The sequence below is a fragment of the Caldicellulosiruptor bescii DSM 6725 genome, assembly GCF_000022325.1.
Lineage (GTDB): Bacteria > Bacillota > Thermoanaerobacteria > Caldicellulosiruptorales > Caldicellulosiruptoraceae > Caldicellulosiruptor > Caldicellulosiruptor bescii.
In genome coordinates this window covers 1,105,028-1,128,312 of sequence record NC_012034.1, presented here as the reverse complement: position 1 = coordinate 1,128,312, position 23,285 = coordinate 1,105,028, and the positions used below count along the sequence as shown (strand labels likewise).

Sequence of the window (23,285 nt, the reverse complement as noted above, 5' to 3'; positions counted from 1 at the left end):
AAAAAATCTTTATTCGAAGAAAAATAAAAACTCCTACTTGACTACTATCTATTTTAAAGTATTTTTACCCATAAAATCAAGAAAGGGTTATAATATTAGATGAAGTAAAATATACTTTTGAAAAGCAAGGTGAAGTTAAAAATGATAATAGGCCTTGATGTTGGTGGTACAACCATCGACACAGTGGCAATAGAAAACGGAAAAGTTGTTGCATTTAAAAAATTCGAACGTGGTAGAAGTTTAATAGACTCTGTATTAGAAAGTTTAAACCAGTTTATATCTAAAGAGATAATTTCGAACCTTGAAAGAATAACACTCAGTACAACCGTTACTACAAACGCAATAGTTCAAAATAATTTAGATAAGGTTGGAATGATAATAGAAAACGGTATTGGATCAAATCCTGAATTTTTGATGTGTGGTGATATGAATTTTTTGGCAGATGGATATATAAATAACAGAGGCATAGAGGTAAAACCAGTAAATATCGAAAGCGTAAAGAACGCTTTGCATAGCTTTAAACAAGAAGGTATAGAAAACTTGGGCATTGTTGGCAAGTTCTCTGTTCGAAATCCACAGCATGAACTTGCTGTGTATGAGGCAGCTAAAGAATACAACTTTAAATTTATGTCAGTTGGCTACAAACTTTCTGGCAAACTCAACTTTCCCCGAAGAGTTTTTTCCACATACTTGAACTGTGCAGTCCACAGTACATTTAACATGTTTTATAAAAGTATTTTAACATTTTCACAAGAAAGAAAAATTCCTCTTGAGAAGATATTTATTCAAAAGCCAGATGGGGGAATTGTAAATTTGCAAAATATTGAAAATTTTCCGATATTCTCTATTCTCTCAGGTCCAGCTGCATCTGCTCAAGGCGGATTTGTCTTATCTAATTTTGCAAAAAATGCAGTCATAATTGACATTGGTGGAACAACAACTGACATTGCGTTCTTGTCAAACGGTAATCTTGTTCTTGAACCATATGGAGCAAAAATTGGAAAGTATCCTACTTTGGTAAGATCAATATATTCACGTTCTGTGGGGCTGGGGGCTGAAAGTATTGTTAAAATAGTAGATAATACAATTAAGATAGGACCAGAAACAAAAAGATGGTATGAACAGGACAAAAATGAGTTTGCTACTTTGCATGATGTTCTTCAATTTTCAAGTTCACACTCTGAAAGTCCTGTAAATGTTCGTTTAAAGTCTTTATCTTCTCAGCTGAATATGAGCCAAGAAGACTTTTGTAAATTAGTGATAAGCAGGGCAGTAGCAATGATAGAAGAAAAATTGAAAGAGGGAATTGAGTACATCAATAATCTTCCAGTTTATACCATAAATAAGCTATTGTATGGAGAAAAATTCGCACCTCAGAAGATAATTCTAATTGGTGGACCAGCTCAGCTTTTAAAACCTTATTTAGAGAACAAGTTTAAAATAAAAGTTGAAGTTCCGAAATATTACATGGTTGCAAACGCAATTGGTTGTGCGATCGGCTCAATCTCAAAAGAGTACAACTTAGTTGCAGACACTATCCAAGGCAAAATGATAATTCCAGAGCTAAATATATATCATAATATTCCTGCAGATTTTACTATTGACCAGGCAAAGAAGGTTTTAATTGAAAAGGTCTTAGAGTGCAGAGAAGCTAAAAATCAAGACGATATAGAGATTGTAGATGAAAGTTCATTTAATATGATAAGAAATTTTAGATTCTGTGGAAGAATGATTAGAATTAAAGCTCAGTTAAAACCCAAGCTTTTAAATTTGAGAGATTGATTTTTTAGGAAGTGAGACAAGATGTTAAAAGCAAAAAATAGTTTAGGACTCATACTCTTTCCTGCCTTTGACTGGAGAATTTCTCCAACGCATCCTGAAAGAGAAGAAAGACTTTTGTATACAATTGACCAGATAGAAGAAGAGGGACTTTTTGACTATGAAAATATAAAAATTTACAATCCTGAAATGATTGACTCAAAATATATAGAGATGACCCATTTTTGCATTCCTACTATTTCTTCAATTGTTACCGTATCTCACAAGATAGCTGCAGGCTCAGCAATAACTATTGCTAAAAAGGTTCTGTCAAAGGAAGTAGAGAAAGGCTTTGCTCTTATTCGACCACCCGGCCATCATGCACACAGAGTAACATATGGCGACAGAGGATTTTGTATTATAAACAATGAGGCGATAATGGTGGAATATTTAAGAAAAGAATATAAAATTAAAAAGATAGCAATAATAGACACTGACTGTCATCATGGTGATGGAACACAGGATATCTTTTGGAACGACAAAGATGTCTTGTTTATTTCTCTGCACCAAGATGGCACAACCCTATATCCCGGCACTGGTTTTACTGACGAAATAGGGGGACCATCAGCAATTGGTTATACTTTGAATCTGCCCTTGCCACCGTATACATCTGATGATGGCTTTTTATATTGCTTAGACAATCTTATCATCCCTGTTTTAGAAGAATTTAAGCCTGATATCATAATAAACTCAGCAGGGCAGGACAACCATTATTCTGACCCACTAACAAACATGAACTTTTCAGCACAAGGATACGCAAAACTCACAGAAAAGTTAAGTCCAAATATTTCTGTTTTAGAAGGCGGGTATTCTATTGAAAGTGCTCTTCCTTACGTCAATTTAGGTATAATATTTGCACTTGCAGGTATTGATTATTCAAACATAAAAGAACCTGATTACAATCCTGAAAGACTTAAACAGTCTCAAAGAACAACTGATTATATCAAACGGCTTTGTGAACATGTATACAGTATATGGAAATCAAAAGAAGAAAGAGAATACAAAATCAAAATGGCAAATCAAGATTATTATGTCAGAAAAAAATCCATTTATTATGACACAATGGGATTCAGAGAAAATCAGCTTGAAAAAATAAAGAACTGCAAAAAATGCTCAGGTCTAATATTAATAGACTCTCTTTGTTTGGGATATAGGGTTTTAGCCATAGTAATTCCACACGACGCATGTAATGACTGCGAAAATGAAGGTCACAAGCTCTTTGAAAATACTGAGGTTGGAGACTATTCTCATATACTTTTGCAGGATAAAAAGAGTTTTGAGTTTTTTAGAAGAACCTCATAAAACTTATATTGTTTGTCTTACTTTAAAAGATATTTCTCTTTTCTCTCTTTTAATTTCTCACCATTTATGAGCACCAAGCTGCCCTGCTTGAATTTTAGTTTTTTGGCTAAGTATTCGCATTTTATTTTCAAAAGATAAAAAACATTGGGTTGAACATCTTCAAAGTCATCCACAGTCTCAAAGTTTGCCTGCCCTTTTGAAATAATCACATCAGCAGTAGATATAAGATTTTTGAGTTGCTCAGAAATAAAGTCTTTTGGAACTCCCAAAAGCCCTGCTCCGCTCTCAACAACATTTGCTATTCTGCTCATAGAAACTTCCTCTGCATCTTCTAACGTAGCATCGTTAAGTACGGGCTTAGACTTCACAATGTAATAAACATTTTTTCCCATTTTATTTAAAATTTCTACCAATACCTTATCAAACACAATCTCACCTGCATTATCACCGACAATCACTACATCTTTTGCCTTCTCAATCTTTTCCTTTAATAGAGGATAGTCATCAATCCAAAATCCAAAATCAAACGCGTGTTCTAATTCCTTATCAATATCAAAATCTCTCTGAATCCCCAAGTCAATAACATTGCCTGCAACAGAAACTTTCAACGCTTCATAAAGAGTATCATCAGCTGTTTGTACCTTTTCTTTCACTCTTGGATACAGTTCAAGTGCCAATTTGTTTGAAGATTTTTTCGCTTCATAATATGGGTCTGGATTATTTATATACTCATATGTTTTTAGCAATACAAGTGAAGAGTTATACGCTGGTGAGTCAGAAGGCTCCAAAGTTTTTATGAAATCCATGAGATTATAGAGCACTTCTATCTTTTTTTCATCGGGAACTTTTATCATCTCCATACATGAAACTGCCTGTTTTAGGTAGCAGTGAATGCAATCAACAAGGCTCTTCAATTAAAAGCTCACTCCCTTTGAAGTTAAATTCTTTAGCCAAGATACAAAATAAAGTATTAATAACTCTTGATTTGTTGTCAAGAAGAATATTATAATTGTATATGACATATATGTCATACGCGCTCCATTAGCTCAGTGGCAGAGCAGTCGATTCGTAATCGACCGGTCGGGGGTTCGAATCCCCCATGGAGCTCCAAGAAAATCAAGGGATTTGAGGATAGGTAAAATATAACAAGTGCGTTTTCTACAGCTACCTTACAGCTACCCGAGAAACTGTAAAATTTTAGGGTAACTACTCCACTTTCTTAGGAGTGGTTACCCTTTGTTTTTATATTCTCAAATAAACTGTTTAATTTCATTGCAGCAGCTTTCTTTATCTCAGGCATAACATGAGAATAAATATTGAGGGTTGTAGAAATATCTTTGTGTCCTAAAAGCTCTTGAACAACTTTGGGATGTTCATTTGCTTCTAAAAGCCTTGTTGCATATGTGTGTCTTAATGCATGAAAATTGACACTCTTGTCAAGTCCCGCTTTTTCTCTAATTCTGTAAAAAAGCCTTTCAAAATTTCTTGGGTCAATTGGGGTACCAAGCTCTGTTGCAAATACTAAATCGTTATCTTCATAAAGCGCTCCAGCTTTCAGTTTTTCTTCTAACTGTTTTTTTCTGTGCTGTTTTAACTCTTCAATTATTACTGGTGGCAAAGGCACTATTCTTTTACCTGCTTCTGTTTTAGGTTCTTGAAAAGCAAGTGCAGTCTTTTTAGAATTGCCTCCATCAAAAATCCTTACACGCTGTAAAGACCGTCTAACTTCAATGTATCCATCCTTGAAATTGACATCTTTCCAGCGCAAAGCTAAAAGTTCACCAATTCTAAGTCCACTTGCTAACTCAACAAGAAACGCAGTTTTTAATCTTTCCCCTTCCAAAGCTGCAATAAATCTTTGTTGTTCTTCTAAACTTAGTATCCTTATCTCTCTTTTTGGCTTGCCTTTTGGTAAAGTGGTTGCCTCTGAAACATTTCTGTTGACAAGTCCATTCTTTAAAGCTTGGTCTAAAGCTGAATGCAAAACAGTATGAATCTGCTTAATTGTACTTATACTCAAACCTTCTTGATATTTGGCATTATACAAAGCTTGAAGATGTTCAGGTCTCAAATCTTTTAACTTATAATGACCAATGGCAGGATTTATATGTCTTTCTATATAGCACAAATAATCTTTGAACGTTGAAGGTCGCAATGTCTGCTTTTTATATTCCCAAAGCCATGTGTTAAGCCAATCTTTCAACGTTGTCTTTGCAGGGTCAACATATACTCCATTGGCTAAGTCATTTAGTGTCTTTGCTATCTTTTCAGCAACCTCTTGTCTTGTCTTGCCATAGAAATACTGCCGCTTTTGTCTGCCGTTTTCATCTCTTCCTATGGTGATTTGACCGCACCAGAGCCCATCTTTTCTTTTGTATATGCTGCCTTCATTATTCCCTCTCTTTTTTGTTTTGGTAGGCATTTTATAACACCTCTTTGATTTGCGCAAAGTCTATCATAAGGTCTTCAAAAAGAGAAACTTTTATTTTGTCATTAAAAGTGTAGACTTTTGGATATGAATATCCAGTCTCTGGACGATATACATACACAAAAATGTTTTGTTCATATGGATTAACAATCCAATATTCTTTGACTCCAAATTGAGTGTAAAGATTAAGTTTTCGAATATAATCATGTGCAGGATTATTTTGTGACACAACCTCAATTATCATCTCAGGAACTCCAACACAGCCTTTTTCAGTTAGCTTTTTCTTGTCGCATATGATTGATATATCAGGCTGAACAACGTTAGTTGCTTGCTTCTCATCCTGCCCTTCCTCTATTAGAACTACATCAAAGGGGGCTGTATAAACTTTGCAGGGCTTATTAGAAGATTTGAGATAATTCTTTATCAATGTTGCAAGCTCTATTACAATTTCTTGGTGCACTCTTGAAGGTGCAGGACTCATATCATAAATGATACCGTCAATAAGCTCTACCCTTGCGTCTTGTGGCAGCTGAAGATAGTCTGCATAGGTGTAAAGTTTAGGTATTCTGGCTTCCATTGGATTCACCTTCTTTAGAATTTTTATTTTTTAAAAAAAGATTTTTTAATTCATCTAATTCTGAATGCAAACCAACATCATATTCATAAAGCCAAATTGTAGTTGCCAAAAGCTTTTGTTGTAGTTCTGTGAGGTTCTCATAGAAAAAGTTATATAGTGAATAGCTGTTGTCAGATATTGCTTTTGATTTTTTGCTCAATTCTTCTACAAATAATTTTACTATTTTATGTGTCTCATTAATTAATGTGGGAATATCAAAAATGAAATATTTTAATTTTTTGTCTTTTAAATAAGAAAGTGCATCTTCAAATACGTATGTGTCAAGTATAAAAGGAAAACTTTTCATATAAGAAATCTTCAATAAAGTTTTTAGCATATCCAGAATAGGCATAAAAAGGTCAAAAAAATTTGCTTTTACTTTTTGATAACTATCGACAATAATTTTTTCATCTTCATAGATAGAAATTGCCTTTAGCAATGGCTCAAACAATGAAACAATATATTCAAAATAAGCTTTGACGTTTTCTTCATGTTTAAAAAAGTTTTTTAATTCTTTTACTTTCTTTTCTTTGATTATTTCTTCTATCGAGTTTAAAGAATCTCTCTTTTTTATTGGTGTCATACCAAGAAGATAATCACTTGATACATTAAAATAATTTGCTATTTTTTGTAATGTATCAATATCTGGTTTTCTCACACCAAGTTCATAATTACTCAAGGTAGCCCTTCCTATACCAAGCTTTTCTGCTAATTCATTTTGAGTTAAATTTGCTTCTTCACGTAACTCTTTTAATCGCATAGCAAAAATATTTTCTTCTATCAAATCAATCACCTCTATTATGCTTCTTTTTAATACATTATAACACTCTATAAGCAAAAATGAAACATTTTTATTGACAAATATTATTTGAAACATTATAATTAATTTAGATGAAGAATGAAACATTATTTTGTTTTATAACGAAACATAAAGGAGGTCAAGGATAATGGAAATCTACAATCCCCAACCTCAAAGAGACAAAATAGAAAAACTCACCATAAGCATTAAGGAAGCTGCCCAAATGCTTGGCATAAGCTATAACGTAATGCTCACTTTAGTCCACAGAAAAGACTTCCCCAAAATCTTAGCTGGGCAGCGACGAATCCTTATACCCAAAGAAGCTTTTATTCGCTGGGTCAATGAACAGGCTTGCCAGAATAAATAACAGGTACTTAATTCCGTGCGGTCATCGGCAGAATGGCTTGATAGGAATAGTAGAGGTTGTAAGGTGTTGGTGGCTTTGTAACAAAAGGAGGAACAAACAATGACAAAACAATACAAGAACGTAGATTTAGATAAATATATAGATTATGAGAAGTTTTATAGTCGATACCTCTCCAACATGAAAAAGACTGGCACTGATAAAATAAGCGCTCAGTGTCCTTTTCATGATGACCAGCACAACAGCTTCTGGTTCCGAATCCAAAATGGCTGTTGGAAATGTGAGGCAGGTTGTGGCAATGGCAACGCTATCACGTTTTTAGAAAGAATAGAAAAAATAAGCAGGAAAGAAGCTTATAAAATTTTACTCAAGGAAGCAGGATTATTAAAAGATGACGAGAAGAAGGAGAAATTAATGAAATATACTTTAGATGATTACAGCAAAGAAAAGAAACTACCAATCGAATTTTTGACAAAAATATGTGAAATGAAACAAGAAGATTACAACAAAAGATATGTAAGCATATATTACAAGGACGATCAAGGGAACACAGCAGGAATCAGGAAAAGGTATTATCCAAGTAGCAAAAAAAGGTTCGCTTGGGTTCAAGGTGCGCGGGTTGTTCCATATGGACTCTGGCGACTAAGCGAATTCAATAAGGATTACATTATACTTGTTGAAGGTGAGAGTGATACCCAAACCCTTTGGTATCATGGATATCAAGCTTTGGGTATTGCTGGAGCCAGCAATTTAAGATGTGAAGATTTTAAACACTTAGAGAAGTTTGAAAAAGTATATATTTGGCAGGAACCAGACAGGGGTGGGACAACTTTTATAGAAAGGTTTATAAGACTTGCAGGTGAAACTGGTTTTGATAAACCTTGCTTTATACTGCAAAGCGATAAATTTAAGGATGTGTCCGAAATACACATCCACCACAACAGTAATCACGAAAGATTTGTTGAAGAAATAAACAGCATTATAGAAAATGCAAAGCCAATAAATATTGAAAAACAAAATAAAAATCTCTTTGGTGTGGATTTCAAATATAATACTCCACAGGGGTATTATATCACACCAGAAGGGATTTTGAAAGAAAATGTATCAAAGAAGACTGAAGAAATTACTACTATTGAGGTTACTAAAACTCCAGTTATCATTAGTAAAAAATTAAAAGAAATTGAAACAAACCTTGAAAAAGTTGAACTTGTTTATCTTACAAATAATTTGAAAAACTCTATTGTAATTGATAAAGGAGTAATAGTAAGCACACGCGAGATTTTAGAACTTGCTAACTATGGTATTCTTGTCAACTCAAATAATGCAAAGCTATTAGTTCAGTATCTGTATGATTTTGAAAGTGCAAATCTTAAAGAACTACCTACTCTACTTATGAGTAAAAAGCTTGGTTGGTATAAAGAAATGTTTATTCCCTATGAACCAAACATTATTGTTGTTCAAAGTGATGCTCTATTTGAAGGCTTAATACCAGCTGGAACATTCCAAGCTTGGCAGCAAGGAATGAAAGAATTTCGCTATAACGAAGCCTTTAGATTTCTAATGGCTGCGTCTTTTACAGCACCTCTTTTGAGGTTATTGAATCAACGAATATTCCTTATTCACCTATGGGGAGATAGTCGTTCTGGGAAAACCGCAACACTCAAGGCTGCCCTGTCAATTTGGGGTAATCCAGACGACCTTGTTGTAACATTCAATGCCACTAAAGTTGGTCTTGAGAAAATTGCAAATTTTTATAATGACCTACCTATCGGCATTGATGAGCGACAAGTCGCAAATAACCAAGAATTTATAGAAAACCTTGTATATATGCTGTCACTGGGTAAAGGCAAGCTCAGAGGATCAAAAGGTGGTGGATTACAACCACTCAGTACTTGGCACACTGTTATCTTATCAACAGGTGAAGAACCTCTGAGCAGCACAACTTCAAATGAGGGTGTATTTACCAGAACAATAGAGATAAATCTTAAACCTTTCGACAATGAAGAACAGGCAAGGGCTTGCTATGAGGTAATCCAAAGCAACTATGGTTGGGCTGGCAGAGAGTGGATAAAAACCATTCAGCAGAATAAAAACATTATCCAAAAAATCAAAACTACATCACAAAGTTTATTTGACACAATCCTTAAAAAATATCCTAAAATTCTTCAAAGTCACGCAATGGCTTTAGCATTGGTGGGTGCAGTTGATATGACTACATCAAAATTAATCTTTGGTGAAAAACATCCAGAACCTATAACAGAAATTGTTATATCAGCTATAGCTGAACAACTTCAAGGGGTAGAGGAAGTAGACATTGGGCAGCGAGCTTATGACTATATTTTGGACATGATAAATGCCCATATAAAAAACTTTGAAGAAGAAGCCAAGGAGCGGTGGGGGTTTTTGCAAGATGGCGTTGTAGAATTTTTCCCAAGTGTGTTGGAAAAACTTTTGCGAGAAATGAATTTCAATCCGAAAAAAGTTTACGCTGCATGGGAAGAAAAAGGTTTGATTAAAGTTACCTATGAAAAAGATTGCAAAAGGTACTCTGTTCTTAAGAAAAAGGCAGGAAAAGTTTTTAGGATTGTGGAGATTAAACTTCCTTCTCAAGAAGAAAGCAAAGTTATATAGAATACCCCATTATGGTATGTCCAAAGGTAACCAGTAGACTTTTCAAGCATTCTCAAAGCTTTAGTGGACTCACTGGTTACCTTGGTTACCTTACTGGTTACCTATTAAAAAGCAGATAATATAAGCTTTTATATACCCCCAGTAACCAGAGTAACCAGTAAAAATAATAATACTTTATAAAAAATAAAAATTGAGGGGAAATATTTGGTAATTACCATTGGAAAAATTTTACCCTCAAAAATATAAAAAAGTATATATGTATTTAAAATTTACTGGTTACCCGAGCACAAAAATGTGCACATAGGAATTTACAATGGTTTTAAATTTTAAAAAGGTAACCAGTACTACTGGTTACCTTCTAAAAACCACCCTTCAAAATCAAATTTGAGGGTAATTAATTGGAAATAATTCCAATTCCGCTGGTAATAACATGTTTAAACTGTGAGGTGATTAAAATGTTCCCTACCCTAAAACAAAAGTATTATAAGCTTGGAGACCAGCAAGCTTTAGAACGTGCAAAAAGATTGATAGAAAGCAATCCAGAGCTAAAAGCTCAATATACACAGCTTTGTGAAGAAATTTGGCAGGAGATTGGAGAGTATAAGAAATATGCAACAGAGGAGCAATTAAAAGACATTGAAACAGCCCTTATATTCTTGGACAAGGATAAGGTTAAAAAAGCAATTAAAAATCTCAGAGAAAGTATCTCTATCAGCTTTTTTGACATGGACAGTGAGGCAAAGCTAAACAAAACAGAACCTAAGAAAGGCAGCAAGGTTTTAGATACAGAGTTTACGAAAAAGAGAGCACCAGTAGGACAAAAAGCTTTTGTCATAAAAAGCAAAAAACCAATTGAGATTGAAAAAGCAAAAGAAGCTTTCACAGATTTCAATTGTAATGTATGCGGTAGTAAAGAACTTGCATATTTTGAGGCAATAGGCGCTTTTGTCTGTAAAAATTGCTTTCCTCAAAGCGACATTGCTATTCAAGTTATAAGTTATACCCAGCCTCTTACGAATGAATATATCTATGAGCTTTATCCTCTCTACAGGACAGCTAAAAAACAAGAAGAAATCAGCATTCAGACTATGGCACAAATTTAAAATTCAGATAACAAGAAAATTAAAATTGAAAGGAGATGTTTTCAATGTCCAAAAAGGTTGTTGTTGACCTTGAAGAACTTGAAAGATTTTTAGATTACTTAAATGATAAAGTATTTGAAGGCTACAAAAGGGAAACGACAAAAGCGGTAAAAGAATTTCTTGAAGACCTCAAAAAGCGCAATAGACTTTCAGCAGACAAAGGCAATTCAAGGTATTATTAAGTGAAAGGAGAGATTTTACAATGCCAAAGGTAACAGTGAACATACCTAAGCCAGTCTATGACAAGCTTTGTAAACTTGCAGTTGAAGGCAGGACTTTGGACGAGATTGTAACCCATGCAAGTGGAATTTTGATTGACACTATAAGAAGAGCTACCAAAAGAGAGTTAGAAACAGCTCACTGGTTTACAATTGCTTCTGCCATTGATATGGATTACAGAAAGCTTTTGATTGCATTTTTAGACCAAGGCACAGAGTTATTCTCATCAGTCTTTATAAAGAACCTCAAAGTTGGAAATAACAGAGAAACTTCTCAGTGTTTAAGAACTCTCATATTGCTTGAGTACTTGAAAGAGTGTATACACAATGAAGGTATTGAAAATCTGGTAGAGCTCAGATATCCACCTTTGGATGAAGAACTCAAGTTTTGGCAGGACAAAGGCTTTACAATTCCAGAGAACATACTTCTAAAATCCAATTCAGAAAGCGAGGCGGTTTATCAATGATAACAATTGAGAAAGCTCAAACAAATGATGTATTTGAAAAAGTCTTTTCGCAGCTAACAGTTGACCTTGTAAGCTATAGGTCTAACGAGATTTTAAAAGACCCAGAGTATTTAAAGACAACAGGCAAAATTGATATCCTTGAGGCAAAGCTCAAAGAACTGATGAGTAAAGAAGCTTTAGAAATTTACACAGAGATTGAAGAACTCCAGAACTACCTATGTGCAATTTATGCACTTCACGGTTACAAACAAGGTCTCAAAGATGGTGCAAAACTGACAGTAAAGCTTTTGACTGAATGAAATAACAGATTGATGAGCCGATAGGTTTTCAGCCTGTCGGCTCTAAGGTATAAAATTGTAAAGGGAGGATTAAAGGCAATGAAAGTTAGTCCTATTTTGTATCTTAAAGCTGCCAAGAGATTGAGCTCAAACTTTGTGCGTGGCAATCAATTAGGCTTAATACCTGAAGAAGAAATTAAAGAAATCTCAACAAAGATTGCATATTATCTTTTGAAGTATGTAATTACTAAACCAGAACCTGAGTTTATAACAAAAGAAGAGGTTGACGCTGAACTTTCGCTCCAGTGGACTGTACTACAATTCTTTTCTCAGATGACACCAAAACAGTTTTTAAACATCTTCCCTATCAGGAAATTTTACAAGGGTAGCAAGTATTCAACCAAAGATTACTACACAACAAAAGAAATGCTCAGCAAAGTTGATATGAACAGTCCTATTGGTTACAAGGTTATTGTTTTTTTATGGGATTATGCCAATGACGACATAGAAGAATTTCTTGTAAGATACATGGTCACAGTCAGCAAATTAAGAAGATTTGAAGGCAAACCATCCCTTGCTGAAGAGATGGCAAAAGAACTTGGGCTTAAAACTTATAGATTGTATCAAAGCAGCAATGGCAAAAAGTTTTTGCTTGATGAAAAAACAGGCAGAACTATAAGAGTTAAAGAAAGACCAAAACATTTGAAACTGATAAAAGGCAGGGGTAGGGGGGAGTCAAAAATTTTGTAAAAAGCTTATGGACCGCGCGGGGCAAGTCAGCGCGCACAAAGTTCCCTTTATTTCGCAAAAGGGGGTATCCTTATTTGGGGATACCTTTTTTGTTGCAAACACATAACAAGATTATGACAAAATTCGACATAAAAGCTTTGCATATAGTATAATCATAGTAAGAACATAAGTTTGAAGTGATTTCAAAATGCCATACTATGACTGGGAAAGTTTAAAACGTGAGTTTATGCTTGGAGATTTCAAGACTCTCAAAGAGTTTGCACAGGCTAAAAATATAAGCTATGGATTTTTGAGAAACAAAGCAAAAGGCTGGACTCAGGAGAAAAGACAACTTAGCAAAACCAAGAGTCAGCTTGTGGTTGAAAAGACATTGCAAAAACAAATAGAAAAAGCAAGCGACTACAATACTTTGCATGTTGAGTTTTGGGACAGGCTTCTTGACTTGGTGTGGCAGGCTTTGCATGATGAGAAAAACATCAAAACCAAGGATGGCAGAATAAACATTTATGCACTTGAAAAGCTGGCTTTGGTGGTTGAGAAGGTGCAAAAAGGACAGAGACTTGCTCTTGGACTTGATGAGAAAAACTCAAATCAACCGCAGATTGAAGACAGTATTAGAGAACTTATCAAAGCACTTCATGAACCAGATGAGCCTTCTGTTTTAAACTAAGCTTGCAATATAAGAAGTGGCAATAAACAAATGCAGCAGTCAGAAACAAGACAGTTTGCCAAGGTACAAAGCCAGCTTTTAATTGTCGACAACCTGAAGCTTGTGTATCATGTTGCAAATAAATTTATGCCATGTCCAAAGGGCTATTACTATGAAGTTGATGACCTTGTCAGTGAAGGGTACATTGGACTTGTTGTTGCAGCAAAGAACTATGACCCTGCCAAAGGCAGTTTTTCAACCTATGCTTGCAAGGTGATTGAGAGCAAGATAAAAAGAAGCTTGCCAAAATACAAGTTATCTTGTGCCATCTCTTTGGACAGTCCGATATCAAAAGAACCCGAAGAAGATACATCTACAGTTGCAGATATAATCTCAGATGGTTATTCAGTCGAAAGCGAAGTGATTAGGAAAGACACAGTCCAAAAGCTACATAGGTATTTTGCCATCTTAACCGAAGAGGAAAAAGAAAGAGTCTTATATTACATCTCCACAGGAAAGAATTTACCTGCCAGTGATAAGGTGTTCAAAAAAGCAAGAAGAAAGATAATAGCCAAGATGAGACAAGAACAGTTTGAGGCAGACCTTGACGACTTGACAGTGTTTATATCCTGCCCAGCTGTGCACATAGCAAGTGGTAGTAATTTTGGCTATTCACCAGTTGAGGCAACTGTTATTGATAGAGAAGAGAAAAGAAAACAGCTTGAGGTTTTGTCTGCAATACCACAATTGGACAAGCTGAGGGTTTTAAAGCAACAAGGCGAACAGGACAGGATGAAACTTCTTGCTGCCAAGTGGGAAGTAGAAGAGTTTATAGAACGTAACTGGGATAATCTCACAGTCTACAATGTAAGACTTCTTAAAGATTACTTTGTATTTTGTCTTTCACATCTTTCGATGGTACAAAAGTATGGAAGCAAGTACAGAGAACAATTAAAAAGAGTCATGAAAAAGATAACTGGATAGAGATAAAAAAATTATCATTGCTAAAAAAGCGAAAAAAGCTAAAAAAGTCTTGAGAATAGGAATATCAAGGGTTTTGGTATACCTACTTTTTTAGCAGGCAAAGCTAAAAAAGTTTTTCAAATAATCTCAATAGCTTGTGGCATCTAAAGTTTAAGCTTGCTAAAAAAGTGCTAAAAAAGGTTGTATACCCTATATGGGGTATATAAGCTTCTGCATATCCCCCCACCTTGACCGAGAAACAAACCCTTGGAGACCGGCGGGGCCACCTACAAAAGCCTACACCTTACACGCACACGAGGGGGGTTAAACAAAAAAGACTAAAAACAAACAAAATTTCGCATTTTAGCTTAAAAAGTCTGAAATAATTTTAAAATTGCTTAAAACATTGCAATTTTAAAGAGGCTAAAAAGCTTTCACAGGACAAAAAGGAAAGACAGAGAACAGATACAAAATTTCAAAAGATCATTTTGAACCTTTGAAACATTCACAGCATAGCCAGTAATTTAAATGTTCAAATTGAACCTTATAATTCCTTTCCAGTAATTCCATTCTTACCATCGTTTATAAGCACATCAAAATGGCAAGATGGTATTTTATATTCCCCTATCTCATTCTGCACGTTGTAGAGACTTTAAAAGCGCTTTGAGAAGGTTGTCAAACGTGTCAAATGCAAAGTTTAACGTGACAGGTTGACAATTTAACAGAGCTGATTTTGACCGCAGCGGTCAAAGTGGAACAAGCTTAACAACCATCGAGAATCAGGACCAGCGCGCTGGGGTTTGCATATGTGACCGCAAGTTTTCAATGTCTTTTGGAGCTTGTCTGTTCTTTGCAGGCTTTAGTTTAAACTCCAGAATTTTGAGCAAAAAGCTACTTAGTAAAACTTAAGGTTCGTTAAGGTTTTGAATTTGATAAAACTTGAGAAAACTTGAATGTTAAGGTTAACAAATTATTGACACGTATTAAAATACGTATTAAAATAATGGTGAAAGGATGAGTTGTAATGAAAGCTTATTCTTCACGAGAGATAATAAAAATTCTAATGGCTGACGGATGGTATTTAGAGGCAGTTAGAGGAGACCACTATCAATTTAAACATCCTGTCAAAAAAGGAAAAGTTACTGTCCCTCATCCCAAAAAGAATTTGCCAATTAGAACAGTTAAAAGTATTTTACAACAAGCTGGAATTAAAATTGAAGATATTGGGGAGTGAAAAAGAAATGAATAGAGATATTTATGTCTTTCCAGCTATTTTTACTTTTGATGATGACGGTATAACAATTGAATTTCCCGACCTGCCCGGTTGTATTTCATGTGCTGATACTTTGGATGAAGCAGTGAAAAATGCAAAAGAAGTATTAGGGCTGTATCTTTGGAGCATGGAAAAAGACAATGAACCAATACCAGAGCCAACACCTGTGAACAACTTAAAACTTGAACAAAATCAAATACCAATGTTGATTGAAGTATGGATGCCACTTGTTCGGCATGAGATGGACAATAAAGCAGTAAAAAAGACTTTGACAATTCCTCAGTGGTTAAATATCTTAGCAGAAAAGAACAACATAAATTTTTCTCAAGTGCTTCAAGAAGCACTAAAAGAAAAATTAGGAATAAATGACTACAACCGCAACTAAAATTTTACTACAGCTACTACAGCTACACTACAGCTACCGAAATAAAAAAATGTGCTTTTTATTGAGCTGGAATAAATTTTCAAAGTTTTGTAATTAAGATGTATCAAGTTGTTTGTGGTTTGTTAAAGTTTGTAAAATAGTATCTCAGCGATTTCGTAATCGACCGGTCGGGGGTTCGAATCCCCCATGGAGCTCCAGTAAAAAACAAAAACCGCCATCCTGCCACATTTACAAGCGCAGATGGCGGTAAATTTTTGAAAAGTTATTTCTTATGGTTTAACGCAACCAGAACACATGCGTTGTAAATTGGAACTATACTATTCTTCTCACATAGTTCAACAAGCTCATCACTTTCTGCTCCTGGTTGAAACCAAACATACTTTACTCCTATTTTTGTTGCCTGTTCGATATATAATTTTCCTCTTTTTGGTGAAACAACCATGCTCACGCAATCTATTCTCTGATTTAAATCCAACAATGTCTTGTATACCTTGTCATCCTCAATCTCATCATACAAAGGATTTATAGCAAACACATTGTAGCCTTTCTCTTTGAGCTTTTTGTAGACCATGTATCCATATTTTTGTTTGTTTGGTGTTGCACCTACCACAGCCCAGTTTTTAAAACTCAACGCTGACACAATAGCTTCTGAATTCACATCTTTCCACCTCATTTTCTGCTCATAATAAAGTTATAAACCACATCCAGCCTGCTATCATCAAATTCAAACGTGTCTTTCCCAATCGAAATCAAAAGCTTGTTCCCCACAACATTCATCCTCAAATCTTCACCATATTTGTCTTTATACATTTTCTTTAGACTAAGCATGAACTGTTTCACATTTTCTTTTCTGTACTCAAACAAAAACTCATCAACAGCATCAACAATATCGTATTCTTTTATAATCACCGGGTCACGCAATACTCCTTCTCCTCTTATTTCGACAGAGTTTGATTTTCTGTCATATATAATCTTAAACTCGTTAGCTTTTGTTTCGTACATCAATTCTTTAAACCCTTCTGAAACATTATAGGTAATGACAGAGAAGAATCTATCCGACGGATATATTATCCGGGAAATATCGACGCAGGCTTCAATAATATTATCTATCAAATAAGTATCCAACTTTTCTGCTAAAGCTGCCTCTTTAAATTTTATTGCAAACTCATTATAATCTTTGTAGGGAATATTAGTGAATTTGTCTTTTTCAAGCTCTTTCAAGTCTTCTACGAAAAAGTAAGCAAAACCTGCGTTGCCGTTTTCAATGTCGTATTCCTCAAAGGAGTAGCCCATAACTAAAGCGTACCTTTTCATGGCTCTCCCCTCCATTTAAAAAACATTTCTTATATATTATATACCACTCAAACGCACATTTGTATTAAAAAATTTTTAAAAAATATTTTCAATCCTGAGTAAAGTCATTTCCCTAACATGACGAATATAAAATTTAAGTAGACCAATTTCACTTACCAAAAGAACGCGGTTTTGCTCTAAAAGATATTCCCTTATTTTTGTGAGCTCTTCATCTATCTTATCTATTTCTTGATGCTCAATAAGCATAGCCCAGCTTTTTTTATATTCATTCCACTTCTTCACAATATCAAAGTAGTTTGACTTTGCAAGATTGTAGTTGCTTTTAACAACATTTTCATACAAGTCAGACAGGTCATTTTCAATCTTATCAGCAGCACCTAATATTAGCAGTGTCGAAATTAGTGTAAGCATAACTATTAAGATGAAAAAGCAAACCACTGTGGACCATACTTTCACTTGCCTTTTCCCTCCTTTTTTTGAACAAACCAGTTGCCCTCAGGATCAATGCAGGCAAAAAAAACATCCTGTACGCTATCTATTCCTCTTTTTTTAATCTCTGTGAGCACCTGCTCCAATGTTAAATTGGCATATTTCAAAGCCTCTTCTTTTATCTTGCCATCGACAATTACACTTACTGGAATTCCTTCATACTTTGTTGGTATTCCCAAATCAGCAGGCGTGAGATATCTTTTTTGAGACTTCGGAATCACAGAAATATCTCCATCAGTCTCCAGTATGGCGTATTCTATGTCATGAATGTTGAAAAATCCTTTTATTCTCAGCTGTTCCATAAGGTCATTCAAGTTATACTGTGTCTTCCTCAGTGCATCTTCCAAAATTCTGCCTTTCGCTATCAAGATGGTAGGACTTCCACACACAAGTCTTTTTATAAAATCAGATTTCAAACTTCCAAATGTAATTAACGTTTGCAAAAATAAAAGAGTTAAAATAGGAATGATACCGTTTATGAGAGGCACACCGGTGTTTTGCATTGGAACAGCCGCAAGCTCAGAAATCATTATTGTTATGACAAGTTCAAATGGCTGAAGTTCACCCATCTGTCTTTTTCCCATAAGTCTCATCACCAATACCACTAATACATATAAAATTAATGTCCTAAAAAAAATGGTTATAACCACAAAAATACCCCTTTCTTTGGTATTTCTATTTACTATCTTTTCCAAAGAGAAGGGGTTTTATTCTTAATTTTCTTTTTGCGAGCGCTGTTTATACATCACCTTTTTGAACCATTCCTTATTTGGTCTGCAAAATCCAATTGTAATCAAATATTTCTTGAAAACTTTGAGCTTAGGATAAAAACAGTTTTCTCTTCTTCCTCTTTCAAGACATTTTATCAGATAGAATATTTTTCTTTTTTCTATCCCTGTATATGCCAAAAACCTTATCTTCCTTTTCAACTGGTTGATATTACCATACTCAAGGATTATTTCAAATAGCTTATAAGCACTTCTTAGCTCATGGGAATTCAGAAGATGAAAGTACAAAGAAATAAGAAGATCAACAATCTCTCTCAAATAGCTATTTTCATTCTTTATTTCTGATAAAATCTTGATGGTTTCGTTACTTACAAGTATAGGTTCCAACAGATTTTGATTAAAACGATAAGGGTAATTTTGAAGAAACTGTTTTAAAATTAAAAGTTTTTCGTTGATTTCTTCTTTATTGCTCTCTTGTACAGCCCTTTTCAAAGCTTTTAATAGCGCATTGAGAAAATTGACAGGATAACTATTTTTATATAATACCCAAAAATAAGCAATAACTATAACCAGGTCTGCTACTGAAAGCATAATATCAAAGTTTATACCTTTTACCACCCACCTGTATGAGCTTCCTATGACATTCACAATTGTTAGCATAAATATAATATGTATAGTTGTTAATAGCATCGTCAGAATAAGCATATCATTTAAACAAAGAGAAAAGATAAACGAACAAACCTTTTGAGAATATTTTATTCTCAGTAATCGTAGTACAAATGAAATAGTAATTGCCACACTAAAGAATATAAATAGTTGCAACGCAAAAAGCCACGTAAGTATTCTATTTGCACTTAGTTTGTCGTAAGAAACTGAAGTTGGAGACAAGATGTAAATTATTACAACAAGCAAAATAGAGGAAAGCATCTGCTTCCCTCTATCTGACTTAATCTTTTTTGCCATTTTTCTTTCAGCCTCTCAAATCAAATATGCGTTTTGTCTTCTTTTCGCTTCGAGGAAGTTCACCTACCCTGCACAAAATGACCTCAGGCGATACTCCTATCTTATTTTTAAATTCATGAGAGATTAACTCTTTCATCTCAGAAGTAAAATATTCATCTTTAACCTCAACCTTTAATGTAAGTTTATCCCTGTAATCAATCCTCTCTATAATCACTTGATATTCACTTCCAACACCATCTACATCATTCAAAAATGTGTCTATCTGAGCAGGAAAGATATTAACACCTTTGACCTTTATCATGTCGTCAGTTCTACCAACAATCCTGTCAATACGTGGATACTTAGAACCACAACTGCACTCACCTGGAATTTTTCGTGTGATGTCTCTTGTTCTGTATCTTATAAGAGGAGCACCTTCTTTTCTCAAAGTGGTAATAACAAGTTCACCAAACTCTCCATCAGGCACATTCTCTCCTGTTTGAGGGTCAATTATTTCAAAATACAGAAAATCATCAAAATAATGAAGGCCTGTATGTTTTTTGCAATCTATTGCAATTCCCGGTCCATAAATCTCTGTTAACCCATAAATATCAAAACTTTCTATGCCCAGATACGCCTCAATAGTTTTTCGCTGTTTTTCTCCCCATCTTTCAGAACCAAATATCCCAATTCTTAAATGTATCTTGTCTTTTAAACCTCTTTTAACTACCTCTTCAGCAAGCAAAAGCCCGTAAGATGAAGTCGCAATAATGACTGTTGACTTTAAATCCACCATCATCTGAAGCTGTTTTTCTGTATTTCCGGGCCCCATAGGAATTGTCATCGCACCCAAAAACTCAGCACCAAGCTGAAATCCAATACCTGCTGTCCAAAGGCCATATCCAGGAGTTATCTGGACTCTGTCCAGCTCTGTTACACCTGCTAACTGATAACACCTTTTCATCATTTCTTTCCAGTCATCAACATCTTTTTGAGTGTAAGGAATAATCACTGGCATTCCAGTTGTACCTGACGAAGAGTGAATTCTTACAACCTTTTTCTCATCAACAGCCATAAGCCCTAAGGGATAAGCATCTCTTAACTCTTCTTTTGTTGTAAATGGAAGTTTTTTGATATCATCTAAGTCCTGTATCTTACTAAGTTTTACCCCTGTTTCTTTGAATTTTTTTTGATAAAAAGGACTGTTTTTAAAGACATTTTCGAGCTGGCTCAAAAAAAGTTCACTTACATTTTCTCTCATCTCAACACTTTCCATAATCTCTTCTCCTCTCTTCTTTTCTCTTCTTAATTTGATTGCTAATATATAAAATTTTAATATTTCTCATAAATTTTTTCAACAAGAATTTTATTCATTTCGTACATCTGGGGACTCAAAACCAGCTTTAAAGCTGTCATAATTTCTTCTTTTGAAAAAGGGAATATTTCTTTTTTACATATCAAAGTTAACATTGTAATATTTTCTGCTTTTGGCATATCCAATTCTAAAGCAATGTCAAATGCATTTAATATATAAAATTTTGGAATGTTTGACTCAATGAGGTTGAGTATTTGTTGTTTTTTTAAATCTGAGTTTTTAGGTCTTACAAACCTATTATTTAGAACAACTAAAGAATTTTTATTAATTTTATTAACATTTCTTGCTGCTTCAGACATCTCAAGTCCTATTAGAATGTTAGCTTTACCATCTGGCACAATTGGTCCAACTTCATCTCCTACTCTGATATAACTTACAACAGAACCGCCTCTTTGGCTCATTCCAATATTCTCAGCTGACTTTACATCAAAACCTCTGTTCATGAAAAGTTGACAGATCACCCTTGAAAGAAGAATATTTCCCTGTCCACCTATTCCCGCTATTATAATATCATTCATTTTCCATCACCTTTTCAATCGCATAATAAGGACAAAAATTTTTGCAAAGCCCACAGCCTTTACACAAAACTGAATCTATGAAAATATTCCCATTTTCATCTTCATCTATTGCAGGGCAGCCTGTCACATTCAAGCATACCTTACATTTTAAACAGTTCTGATTTATTTTAAAGTAGCCTTCTCTTGAATTTAAGTTGGCACATTCTCTTCGAAAAACTATTACACCAAGTTGGTCGTTATTTAAAAATTCTCTTACTTTGTCTACATTTTGTGTAAAATCTGAATAAGGGTCAATCATTAAAACTTTTTCAACACCTATTCCTTTTACAATACTTTCAATACTAACCTTTCTTCCTTCTTCCCCATAAATCTTCTTTCCTGTTCCAGGATGAGGCTGAAATCCTGTCATACCAGTTGTCAGATTGTCTAAAATGCATATGGTTATGTTGTGTCTATTGTAGTAGCTATTTACAAGTCCTGTAATGCCGCTGTGAAAAAAGGTTGAATCCCCTATAAAGGCAATAACCTTTTTTGAACCATCTGTAATTTTAAGACCTTGTGCCATAGTAATACTTGCACCCATACAAAGACAAGTGTCTGTTGTTGAAATGGGTTTAGCAAATCCAAGAGTGTAACAACCAATATCTCCTGTGAAGATTACATCCTGCCCTTTAGTTGCATATTTGACAATCAAAAAAGAATTCCTGTGAGGACATCCAGCACAAAGTTGTGCTTGTCTTTTGGGAATTTGCAGAACATCCGTAAATGTATTTTTCATTAAGAATCGCTTGTCAGAAAGTACCTTGTAAAAAATGTCCTTTACTTTGTCAACATCAAGTTCACCTGCAAATGGAACATAACCATTTCGTTTTCCATATGTTGAGATGATTCTACCATTCTCAAAAAGTATTAGTTTAACTTCTTCTTCCAAAACAGGGTCAAGCTCTTCGATGAATATTAGTATTTCTTTATCCTTTACAAATTCCAATATAAGTTCTTCATCTAAAGGATGGGCAACTGTAATCTTTAAGATTGAAAACAAATCCTCAAAACCCTTTATAGCTTCTTTCACGTAAAAATATGATACTCCACCCGTTACAATTCCTATTTTCCCTTTACCTTCAACTTTGTTGTAAACAGAAAGTTCTTTTTTCATATCCTGAAGCTTTTGTTCAAGTTCCATATGTTTTTTGTACGAAAGGGCTGGTAAAATAACCCAGTCTGGCTTTTTCTCGAACCCTTTAATCTTCCTCTTTTCTCTTTTGAATTCAAACTCAATTGACTGGTTCGAATGACAAACTCGTGTTGTCATTCGAAAAAGCACAGGCAGCTTGTATTTTTCTGAAATCTCAAAAGCAGGTTTTATGAGTTCAAATGCCTCTTTTGGAGAAGAAGGGTCAAAAACTGGCAGGTTGCAAAACCTTGCAAAGTTTCGAGTGTCTTGCTCTGTCTGAGAGGAATGAGGTCCAGGGTCATCAGCTACAAACACTATAAGTCCGCCTTCTACACCTACAACCGAAAGTGATAAAAGAGGGTCTGCTGCAACGTTCAAACCAACTTGTTTCATCGCAGCCACAGTTCTTGCACCTGCAAGGCTCGCACCTGCTGCTATCTCAAGTGCTACTTTTTCGTTTGTCGACCATTCTACATAAAAATCATCATCTTGAAAGTTTTTCAACGTCTCTATGACCTCTGTTGAAGGCGTACCTGGATATCCAACAGCAACATTTACGCCATTGATAAAAAGAGAATATGCTACAGCTTCGTTGCCCATTAAGACTTTTTTCATAGTTTTACTCCTCACCCTTTCTACTACATAAAGCTGACTTGTAGTTT

At 34.7% G+C, this 23,285-nt stretch carries 25 protein-coding genes and 1 tRNA gene; 14 read left to right on the top strand and 12 right to left on the bottom strand.

The annotated features are described in order from the left end of the window. The first annotated feature begins 141 nt into the window (after positions 1-141). Together ATHE_RS05165 and ATHE_RS05160 are read left to right on the top strand one after the other, a co-directional pair. Positions 142-1,782, top strand: a complete 1,641-nt coding sequence (locus ATHE_RS05165) for a hydantoinase/oxoprolinase family protein (RefSeq protein ID WP_015907547.1) — start codon at positions 142-144, stop codon at positions 1,780-1,782. Positions 1,783-1,803: 21 nt separating this feature from the next. Further along, entirely contained in the window at positions 1,804-3,120 is a 1,317-nt protein-coding gene (locus ATHE_RS05160; protein WP_015907546.1) for a histone deacetylase family protein, read from the top strand. A 17-nt stretch (positions 3,121-3,137) separates the two neighbouring features. On the opposite strand, the gene ATHE_RS05155 is transcribed toward ATHE_RS05160, so the two are convergent. Then, on the bottom strand, positions 3,138-4,034 hold the full coding sequence (locus ATHE_RS05155; RefSeq protein ID WP_041727117.1) for a damage-control phosphatase ARMT1 family protein: 897 nt from the start codon (positions 4,032-4,034) through the stop codon (positions 3,138-3,140). Between the two features lie 121 nt (positions 4,035-4,155). On the opposite strand from ATHE_RS05155, the gene ATHE_RS05150 reads away from it, so the two are divergent. After that, positions 4,156-4,230: transfer RNA gene (locus ATHE_RS05150), tRNA-Thr, on the top strand. Between the two features lie 109 nt (positions 4,231-4,339). Here the strand turns inward: ATHE_RS05150 and ATHE_RS05145 are convergent. From ATHE_RS05145 to ATHE_RS14095, 3 genes are read right to left on the bottom strand one after another with little or no spacing between them, the layout of a single operon-like run. Beyond that, a complete protein-coding gene (locus ATHE_RS05145) occupies positions 4,340-5,542 on the bottom strand; it encodes a tyrosine-type recombinase/integrase (protein ID WP_015907544.1) in 1,203 nt (400 codons plus the stop codon). 1 nt (position 5,543) lies between these two features. Then, a complete protein-coding gene (locus ATHE_RS05140) occupies positions 5,544-6,125 on the bottom strand; it encodes a Uma2 family endonuclease (protein ID WP_015907543.1) in 582 nt (193 codons plus the stop codon). Continuing rightward, on the bottom strand, positions 6,106-6,957 hold the full coding sequence (locus tag ATHE_RS14095) for a helix-turn-helix domain-containing protein (RefSeq protein ID WP_231503289.1): 852 nt from the start codon (positions 6,955-6,957) through the stop codon (positions 6,106-6,108). Before ATHE_RS14095 ends, ATHE_RS05140 begins: the two co-directional genes overlap by 20 nt. Positions 6,958-7,111: 154 nt before the next feature. Here ATHE_RS14095 and ATHE_RS05130 point away from each other — a divergent pair, with 154 nt between their 5' ends. From ATHE_RS05130 to ATHE_RS05085, 11 genes are all read left to right on the top strand, one after another. Then, positions 7,112-7,330 carry a helix-turn-helix domain-containing protein gene (locus tag ATHE_RS05130; RefSeq protein ID WP_015907541.1) on the top strand — a complete coding sequence of 73 codons (219 nt, stop codon included), beginning with the start codon at positions 7,112-7,114 and terminating at the stop codon, positions 7,328-7,330. 99 nt (positions 7,331-7,429) lie between these two features. Further along, positions 7,430-9,958, top strand: coding sequence for a DUF927 domain-containing protein (locus tag ATHE_RS05125; RefSeq protein ID WP_015907540.1), 2,529 nt, complete (start codon positions 7,430-7,432; stop codon positions 9,956-9,958). A 398-nt stretch (positions 9,959-10,356) separates the two neighbouring features. Then, complete coding sequence (locus ATHE_RS05120) at positions 10,357-11,061, top strand: hypothetical protein (protein WP_015907539.1); 705 nt, start codon at positions 10,357-10,359, stop codon at positions 11,059-11,061. Between the two features lie 44 nt (positions 11,062-11,105). Next, complete coding sequence (locus ATHE_RS14765) at positions 11,106-11,282, top strand: hypothetical protein (RefSeq protein ID WP_015907538.1); 177 nt, start codon at positions 11,106-11,108, stop codon at positions 11,280-11,282. A 20-nt stretch (positions 11,283-11,302) separates the two neighbouring features. Beyond that, on the top strand, positions 11,303-11,785 hold the full coding sequence (locus tag ATHE_RS05115) for a hypothetical protein (protein ID WP_015907537.1): 483 nt from the start codon (positions 11,303-11,305) through the stop codon (positions 11,783-11,785). After that, a complete protein-coding gene (locus tag ATHE_RS05110; RefSeq protein ID WP_015907536.1) occupies positions 11,782-12,084 on the top strand; it encodes a DUF6809 family protein in 303 nt (100 codons plus the stop codon). The genes ATHE_RS05115 and ATHE_RS05110 overlap by 4 nt, the downstream gene beginning before the upstream one ends. A 78-nt stretch (positions 12,085-12,162) precedes the next feature. Then, a complete protein-coding gene (locus ATHE_RS05105) occupies positions 12,163-12,813 on the top strand; it encodes a hypothetical protein (RefSeq protein WP_015907535.1) in 651 nt (216 codons plus the stop codon). A 187-nt stretch (positions 12,814-13,000) separates the two neighbouring features. Next, the gene (locus tag ATHE_RS05100) at positions 13,001-13,483 is read left to right on the top strand and encodes a hypothetical protein (RefSeq protein ID WP_015907534.1); all 483 of its coding nucleotides are present in this window, start codon (positions 13,001-13,003) and stop codon (positions 13,481-13,483) included. Between the two features lie 30 nt (positions 13,484-13,513). After that, positions 13,514-14,446: a sigma-70 family RNA polymerase sigma factor gene (locus ATHE_RS05095; RefSeq protein ID WP_015907533.1), complete on the top strand. Its 933-nt coding sequence runs from the start codon at positions 13,514-13,516 to the stop codon at positions 14,444-14,446. Positions 14,447-15,449: 1,003 nt separating this feature from the next. After that, a complete protein-coding gene (locus ATHE_RS05090; protein ID WP_015907532.1) occupies positions 15,450-15,659 on the top strand; it encodes a type II toxin-antitoxin system HicA family toxin in 210 nt (69 codons plus the stop codon). A 7-nt stretch (positions 15,660-15,666) separates the two neighbouring features. Beyond that, on the top strand, positions 15,667-16,083 hold the full coding sequence (locus ATHE_RS05085) for a type II toxin-antitoxin system HicB family antitoxin (RefSeq protein ID WP_015907531.1): 417 nt from the start codon (positions 15,667-15,669) through the stop codon (positions 16,081-16,083). Between the two features lie 262 nt (positions 16,084-16,345). Here ATHE_RS05085 and ATHE_RS05080 read toward each other — a convergent pair whose 3' ends face one another. The 8 genes from ATHE_RS05080 to iorA all read right to left on the bottom strand — a co-directional run bounded on the left by ATHE_RS05080 (position 16,346) and on the right by iorA (position 23,238). Then, positions 16,346-16,741, bottom strand: a complete 396-nt coding sequence (locus ATHE_RS05080; protein ID WP_015907530.1) for a CoA-binding protein — start codon at positions 16,739-16,741, stop codon at positions 16,346-16,348. Positions 16,742-16,752: 11 nt separating this feature from the next. Next, positions 16,753-17,397, bottom strand: a complete 645-nt coding sequence (locus ATHE_RS05075) for a hypothetical protein (protein ID WP_015907529.1) — start codon at positions 17,395-17,397, stop codon at positions 16,753-16,755. 75 nt (positions 17,398-17,472) lie between these two features. After that, entirely contained in the window at positions 17,473-17,853 is a 381-nt protein-coding gene (locus ATHE_RS05070) for a DUF4363 family protein (RefSeq protein ID WP_015907528.1), read from the bottom strand. Next, complete coding sequence (locus tag ATHE_RS05065) at positions 17,850-18,536, bottom strand: YetF domain-containing protein (RefSeq protein ID WP_041727114.1); 687 nt, start codon at positions 18,534-18,536, stop codon at positions 17,850-17,852. The genes ATHE_RS05070 and ATHE_RS05065 overlap by 4 nt, the downstream gene beginning before the upstream one ends. A gap of 63 nt (positions 18,537-18,599) precedes the next feature. Then, on the bottom strand, positions 18,600-19,577 hold the full coding sequence (locus ATHE_RS05060) for a hypothetical protein (RefSeq protein ID WP_015907526.1): 978 nt from the start codon (positions 19,575-19,577) through the stop codon (positions 18,600-18,602). A 7-nt stretch (positions 19,578-19,584) separates the two neighbouring features. Beyond that, entirely contained in the window at positions 19,585-20,832 is a 1,248-nt protein-coding gene (locus tag ATHE_RS05055) for a phenylacetate--CoA ligase family protein (protein ID WP_015907525.1), read from the bottom strand. Between the two features lie 56 nt (positions 20,833-20,888). Further along, positions 20,889-21,449 (bottom strand): 2-oxoacid:acceptor oxidoreductase family protein, encoded by a 561-nt coding sequence (locus ATHE_RS05050; protein ID WP_015907524.1) that lies wholly within the window; start codon positions 21,447-21,449, stop codon positions 20,889-20,891. Then, the gene (iorA, locus tag ATHE_RS05045) at positions 21,442-23,238 is read right to left on the bottom strand and encodes an indolepyruvate ferredoxin oxidoreductase subunit alpha (protein ID WP_015907523.1); all 1,797 of its coding nucleotides are present in this window, start codon (positions 23,236-23,238) and stop codon (positions 21,442-21,444) included. Before iorA ends, ATHE_RS05050 begins: the two co-directional genes overlap by 8 nt. Between the last annotated feature and the right edge of the window lie 47 nt (positions 23,239-23,285).

What these genes read in the sequence shown, in the direction of transcription:
- ATHE_RS05165 (WP_015907547.1), top strand. Translation starts at nt 142, where the DNA reads ATGATAATAGGCCTTGATGTTGGTGGTACAACCATCGACACAGTGGCA.
- ATHE_RS05160 (WP_015907546.1), top strand. Translation starts at nt 1,804, where the DNA reads ATGTTAAAAGCAAAAAATAGTTTAGGACTCATACTCTTTCCTGCCTTT.
- ATHE_RS05145 (WP_015907544.1), bottom strand. Translation starts at nt 5,542, where the DNA reads ATGCCTACCAAAACAAAAAAGAGAGGGAATAATGAAGGCAGCATATAC.
- ATHE_RS05140 (WP_015907543.1), bottom strand. Translation starts at nt 6,125, where the DNA reads ATGGAAGCCAGAATACCTAAACTTTACACCTATGCAGACTATCTTCAG.
- ATHE_RS05130 (WP_015907541.1), top strand. Translation starts at nt 7,112, where the DNA reads ATGGAAATCTACAATCCCCAACCTCAAAGAGACAAAATAGAAAAACTC.
- ATHE_RS05125 (WP_015907540.1), top strand. Translation starts at nt 7,430, where the DNA reads ATGACAAAACAATACAAGAACGTAGATTTAGATAAATATATAGATTAT.
- ATHE_RS14765 (WP_015907538.1), top strand. Translation starts at nt 11,106, where the DNA reads ATGTCCAAAAAGGTTGTTGTTGACCTTGAAGAACTTGAAAGATTTTTA.
- ATHE_RS05115 (WP_015907537.1), top strand. Translation starts at nt 11,303, where the DNA reads ATGCCAAAGGTAACAGTGAACATACCTAAGCCAGTCTATGACAAGCTT.
- ATHE_RS05110 (WP_015907536.1), top strand. Translation starts at nt 11,782, where the DNA reads ATGATAACAATTGAGAAAGCTCAAACAAATGATGTATTTGAAAAAGTC.
- ATHE_RS05105 (WP_015907535.1), top strand. Translation starts at nt 12,163, where the DNA reads ATGAAAGTTAGTCCTATTTTGTATCTTAAAGCTGCCAAGAGATTGAGC.
- ATHE_RS05100 (WP_015907534.1), top strand. Translation starts at nt 13,001, where the DNA reads ATGCCATACTATGACTGGGAAAGTTTAAAACGTGAGTTTATGCTTGGA.
- ATHE_RS05095 (WP_015907533.1), top strand. Translation starts at nt 13,514, where the DNA reads ATGCAGCAGTCAGAAACAAGACAGTTTGCCAAGGTACAAAGCCAGCTT.
- ATHE_RS05090 (WP_015907532.1), top strand. Translation starts at nt 15,450, where the DNA reads ATGAAAGCTTATTCTTCACGAGAGATAATAAAAATTCTAATGGCTGAC.
- ATHE_RS05085 (WP_015907531.1), top strand. Translation starts at nt 15,667, where the DNA reads ATGAATAGAGATATTTATGTCTTTCCAGCTATTTTTACTTTTGATGAT.
- ATHE_RS05075 (WP_015907529.1), bottom strand. Translation starts at nt 17,397, where the DNA reads ATGAAAAGGTACGCTTTAGTTATGGGCTACTCCTTTGAGGAATACGAC.
- ATHE_RS05060 (WP_015907526.1), bottom strand. Translation starts at nt 19,577, where the DNA reads ATGGCAAAAAAGATTAAGTCAGATAGAGGGAAGCAGATGCTTTCCTCT.
- ATHE_RS05055 (WP_015907525.1), bottom strand. Translation starts at nt 20,832, where the DNA reads ATGGAAAGTGTTGAGATGAGAGAAAATGTAAGTGAACTTTTTTTGAGC.
- ATHE_RS05050 (WP_015907524.1), bottom strand. Translation starts at nt 21,449, where the DNA reads ATGAATGATATTATAATAGCGGGAATAGGTGGACAGGGAAATATTCTT.
- iorA (WP_015907523.1), bottom strand. Translation starts at nt 23,238, where the DNA reads ATGAAAAAAGTCTTAATGGGCAACGAAGCTGTAGCATATTCTCTTTTT.